Origin of the sequence: Paenibacillus ihuae, from assembly GCF_001368795.1 — a bacterium.
Lineage (GTDB): Bacteria > Bacillota > Bacilli > Paenibacillales > Paenibacillaceae > Paenibacillus_AQ > Paenibacillus_AQ ihuae.
In genome coordinates this window covers 637,829-642,602 of the sequence record NZ_LN831198.1, presented here as the reverse complement: position 1 = coordinate 642,602, position 4,774 = coordinate 637,829, and the positions used below count along the sequence as shown (strand labels likewise).

Genomic DNA, 4,774 nt, shown 5'->3' with positions numbered 1-4,774 from the left:
CCGCCGCAGCTGCGCTTCTACCCCGTCAATCATTTCTATCGTGTACTGCCGGCCAATGTAAGCCGCCTGAACCTGTTCTGCCTGCCCGCGGTTAAGTTCAAGCCCATATTCGGCAAAAGCCAGCTCGAGACGCAGCACCCGTGTCTCCTCCAGCTCAAGCTCGCCCTGCAGATACTTCGGCCAGAGCCTGTCACTGTGATGCCTTACGGTATAGAATAAATCCGCATAATCCAGTTGGCGCTCATCCGGTGCCAGCACCTCGCGCACCGCTTCGCGGAACGGTACCAAATGGTCATATAACGTATCATCCAGATCAAAAAATACCGCCAATTTATTGCTTTTATCCACTTTAACGCCCCTTATTGTTACTTTCATTTAAAAAACAGATCATACGTATAAAAATCATGATCCCGTACATACCCCTGCGCTTCATACAGACGCTGTGCTGATATGTTGTCAGTCATGGTAGTCAATGTCAGGCCTTTGGTCCCTGTGTTCAGGGCAAAATCCCGTACTCCTTCCAGCAGCATCGTGCCAAGCCCGCGCCCGCGCAGCTGCCCGGCAACGAACAGGTCATTCAGCACCCACAGCCGCTGTAGCGTCAGTGAAGAGAATAACGGATAAAGTTGGGCTAAGCCCCCGGCATGCCTGCTGCTGCCCTCACCCGTCACTGCCATGAAAACGGTTGATTCACCTGCTTCCAACCTCTCCTGCAGAAAACGTTAAGCCCCCGGCAGATCCGGTTCCTGTCCATAATACACCCTGTATTCATCAAACAGCGGGGCAATAAGCTCCGCGTCCTGCAGTACTGCACGCTCCAAACGATAGGATATCATGCCTGTTCCCTCTTTTCGTCATATGTCTGTTTACGTATATTGTAAAATAGCCGCCTCAGCACTGACCATGGAGAGAATGATGCATCACTTGGACAAAAGCGTAGGGCTCCCCCTACTCTCTGGAGTCGTAGAAGACATGCCGGGCATTGATTTTGCCGTCCTCAATATCCAGCAGTCCGAAGGAATACTGCTTCTCACGCCGTTTGTCGGTAGGCGAGCCGGGATTAAACAGCAAAATGCCGTTTTCCCTGCGCAGCAGCGGCTGATGCGAATGGCCGAACAGAATACAGTCCACTTCTTCACCTTCAAAAGCAAGCAGTGCATTCCCGTCCGTCCCTTTGCGGGAATATGGGGCATGCCCGTGGATCAACCCGATACGCATGCCCCCAAGGGTAACAATCTTGCGCTCCCCGAACCGCTGGATAATCTCTGCCCCATCATTATTGCCGGCAATCCCCTCTACCGGGGCAAGCTCGGCCAGCAGATCATAAATCTCCATGGCCACCCAGTCGCCCAGATGCAGAATCTGATCCACCTGGCGGAATTCCTTCACAAGCGCCTGCGGCAGTGACTTGGCTGACCGCGGCAAATGGGTATCTGATACAACTCCTATTCTCACCCTTATTCAGCTCCTAATCTGCATAATCTCGTACATCTATCACCCATAGGCGAATCTATATTTTCAGATAATTGTACGATTTGCAGGGGATAGAAGCAAGTAAGGCGGTCTCATTGTACTATGCTTACAACATCAGTCCCGCCAGTTCCACAGCCGTACTTCACCGATCCGGATATTGCTAACCCAGGAATCCTTCTGCAGCTTCAGCAGTTCCTTAACGGGACCTGTTATTACAGCACCATACAGATGAACACCGTGTTCCTCCAGATAACTTAAGGATTTATCAACTTTTAAAAACGGGGCAGCGTTACGTGTAATCGTTTTATATTTTTGCAGCAGCTGCAGCGTTTCGATGAAATTCTGCTCCCGGAGTTCGCCGCTGCCGTAGGACTCGACTGAAGGGGAACTCGAAGTGCTTGAAGTTACTTTGCCGAACCAGCCCCATTTCTCTGAAGAAATCTCCCTAACCGTCATATCTTCGGCATGCCAGAGCGGCTGGTATGGAAATCCTAGCAGGGTACTGAAGGAACGTTCATCGGCAGCCTGGCCTCCGTCCACTGCAAACCAGACTGGCAGTACATTCAGCGGCTCAAGCTTCTTCAGCAGTTCATCCGTGCTGTATAGCCGGTCAAAGGAAAGGTAAGCCTCGGCCACTGTACCTTCCGGGAGCATCTCCAGCCGCTCCCACTCCTGGGCGTCACTGCGCTGTCCGCCAGTACTCTGTGCTGCCTGCGGGTAGTTAAAATTAAAACTCCCCGTATTTCCGCTCTGCTGATCTGTCCAGTTGTAATTGCCTATACCGCCCAGCCCCAGCAGAAATTTACTGGAGTAGCTTCCAACGTCCACCTGTTCACTTCCGATTTGCTTCATCAGCCTGCCCGAATACTCCATCCTGAAAAAAAACTTCCCGTTTGCATTCAGATTCAAGCTTGTATTGGGACGTGAGACGGCAACCGCCGAAATTAGAACATCTCTATACCTGTCTACACGGTCTCCACTATTGTAGAATACTGCTGTAATGATGGTGCTGATGACTGTGAAGGCCAGAACAAATGCAAGCACCGTAAAGGTATTCGCAAACCGAGCCTTCCATTTGCCCCGGCGGATGATTCTTTTTTCTTTCCTTAAAGCGGTTTTTTTCGCTTTTTTGGAGGTGTTTTTCTCAGGTAGGTCTGGCTTATGGATAAAGTGCTTAGGGGTCTGCTGATCCTCCCTCTCCATCAGTTCATCCAGATACACCTGATAGGCCTCCAGCTTCTCCAGCTCACGCTCTACTTCGGCCCGTTCATCCTCCGGCAGGCTGTCCTCGCTGTATTTGCGCAGCTGCTCCTTGAATTCCTCACTCATGCCCGTTCCTCCTCCGCTCCGCCTCCCGCAGCTTTTGCCTGGCACGGAAGATCAGTATTTTATAATTGGATAGGCCCACATCCATAATGTCAGCCGCCTCCTGATAAGACAATCCGTGAAAATCATGCAGCAATAGCGCATGCCGCTGGGCCTCGGGCAGCCTCTCCACCGATAGTGCTATTTCTTCCATCTGTTCCTGTCTCAGCAACACATCTTCGGTGGTTTCCGGATGAGGCAGGGCCTTGAAATAGTCCGCTTCCTTAGTAACGCTGCGGCGAGCCCTTCGTGTATGATCTATAAAAGCGTTATAAGCTACCCGGAACAGCCAGGGCTTGATCTTGTCTTCCCGGCAATCCTCCAAATACAAATAAGCACGGTAAAACGTCTCCTGCGTTAGATCTTCGGCGAGGTGGTGGTTACGGCAGAGGGAACGTAAATACTGGTAAATATCGTTCACATAGCTCTGATAATGATCATCCAGTGAATTTAGCTTCATTCCCTCCCCCCTCACTCTAACCACGGTTCAGCTGGAGAAAAGTTACAGATTTCCCCAAAACATGTGTCGCGGGCATATTACTGATTCACTATACAGCGCCTTTAACAGGAAAACAGCTGCTTTTATCCGTAACGGACTCAACCGCGCTTATTTGTGCCAGAATTCATTTTGTATAAGGCTAACGGACTCCAGTGCGCTTATGTGCGGATTTCCGCCCCAATAATCAAGATTACTGAGGCAATAAGCGCGGTACGGTCCGTAAGCCTGAGAAAATGGACGCCACCGGGAAAGTAAGGTCTTTCCAGTCCGTTAGCGCACCTCCCCTTGCTTACAAATCACTCTTCTGAACAAAAACAGCCATGCCACCCGCTGAACTTTCAGCAGGTGGCATGGCTTAGGGTGCTTAGCCCATATTATCAATAAAATCCGATCGTGGATGAGGCATCCCGCATCCATTCCCGCTTGCGTCCCTTATCCAGCTCGCCGCGCATCCCGCGGACCAGCTGCTCCACATTGGCAGTGCCGTTCTCATGCCACTCCAGCGCGGCACTGACATAGAGCTCGCCCAGCTGGGTCAGTGAGAAATCCGAGGTCAGGCGCGCGGCCAGGGCAACCCCTTCCTCGCCGGCGAAAGCGGAGAAGCCGCGCAGCTGCAGATACTCCAGCCGGAGCTCCTCGCCCGGCATTTTGATCTCGTAGGCCCGGTCGAAGCGCCCGGCGCGGTTCATGAGGCCGGGATCTATTTTCTCCGGATAATTGGTGGTGCCGATCAGAAAGATCCCTTCCTTGGAGGTGGCTCCGTCCAGCGTATTCAGGAAAAAGGAGCGGACCTCCTGCGGCATGGAGTCAATATCCTCAATCACCAGCACCATCGGCGCAAGCCGGGCTGCGGCCTCGAACACCTCATTTACCGATTCACTGCTGGTGTATTCAGTAATCTGCCAGTACACTACAGGTCCGGGCACGCTTCCGGCGATGGATTTGACGAGCGTTGTTTTACCGTTGCCGGGGTGGCCGTAGAGCAGGATTCCCCGCTTATAAGGAATATCGTATTTGACATAAAAACTGCGGTCTGCATCAAAAAACTGGTCGAGCGAGCGGTAAATTTCTTTTTTAATTGCGGCATCCAGCACGACATCCTCCCGTCCTACGGAACGGGTAATCGGCTCGTCTTCACGGAACATACCGTTTCGTCTGTCGGTGAACACCGTCACCTTATTGATGTTCTGCTCCCGCTGCCGCTTGCGCACATTGCTTAAGAACACCTGCAGCTGCGCATCCGATGCGGCAAAGACGAAATCCTGAAAATTAATGCCGTTCTCCTGAAACACCGGCACCCGGGCGAGCGCTACCCCCATAGCCGGATAAGCGAGCACATTGTTGCGGACCGACAGGTGGATATTGTATTCCGGCTGCTCCTTGTCATCATCATAGATGAAGGTCCTGTCCTCCAGACGATCAAAGATCCGCGCCACA

6 protein-coding genes are annotated in these 4,774 nt (G+C 52.1%); all 6 read right to left on the bottom strand.

What is annotated here, in order from left to right:
• Window positions 1-348, bottom strand: a 348-nt coding sequence (locus AQR02_RS33425) for an HAD family hydrolase (RefSeq protein WP_425339954.1), incomplete at its 3' end; no start/stop codon positions are given.
• 23 nt (window positions 349-371) lie between these two features.
• Window positions 372-677 carry a GNAT family N-acetyltransferase gene (locus tag AQR02_RS02920; RefSeq protein WP_209444115.1) on the bottom strand — a complete coding sequence of 102 codons (306 nt, stop codon included), beginning with the start codon at window positions 675-677 and terminating at the stop codon, window positions 372-374.
• A gap of 271 nt (window positions 678-948) precedes the next feature.
• On the bottom strand, window positions 949-1,455 hold the full coding sequence (locus AQR02_RS02915; protein ID WP_054939317.1) for a metallophosphoesterase family protein: 507 nt from the start codon (window positions 1,453-1,455) through the stop codon (window positions 949-951).
• Window positions 1,456-1,587: 132 nt separating this feature from the next.
• A complete protein-coding gene (locus AQR02_RS02910; RefSeq protein WP_054939316.1) occupies window positions 1,588-2,802 on the bottom strand; it encodes an anti-sigma factor in 1,215 nt (404 codons plus the stop codon).
• The gene (locus tag AQR02_RS02905) at window positions 2,795-3,298 is read right to left on the bottom strand and encodes a sigma-70 family RNA polymerase sigma factor (protein ID WP_054939315.1); all 504 of its coding nucleotides are present in this window, start codon (window positions 3,296-3,298) and stop codon (window positions 2,795-2,797) included. Before AQR02_RS02905 ends, AQR02_RS02910 begins: the two co-directional genes overlap by 8 nt.
• Before the next feature lie 416 nt (window positions 3,299-3,714).
• A partial coding sequence (locus AQR02_RS02900; protein WP_245237058.1) for an ATP-binding protein occupies window positions 3,715-4,774 on the bottom strand: 1,060 nt, incomplete at its 5' end.

What these genes read in the sequence shown, in the direction of transcription:
- AQR02_RS02920 (WP_209444115.1), bottom strand. Translation starts at nt 677, where the DNA reads ATGGCAGTGACGGGTGAGGGCAGCAGCAGGCATGCCGGGGGCTTAGCC.
- AQR02_RS02910 (WP_054939316.1), bottom strand. Translation starts at nt 2,802, where the DNA reads ATGAGTGAGGAATTCAAGGAGCAGCTGCGCAAATACAGCGAGGACAGC.
- AQR02_RS02905 (WP_054939315.1), bottom strand. Translation starts at nt 3,298, where the DNA reads ATGAAGCTAAATTCACTGGATGATCATTATCAGAGCTATGTGAACGAT.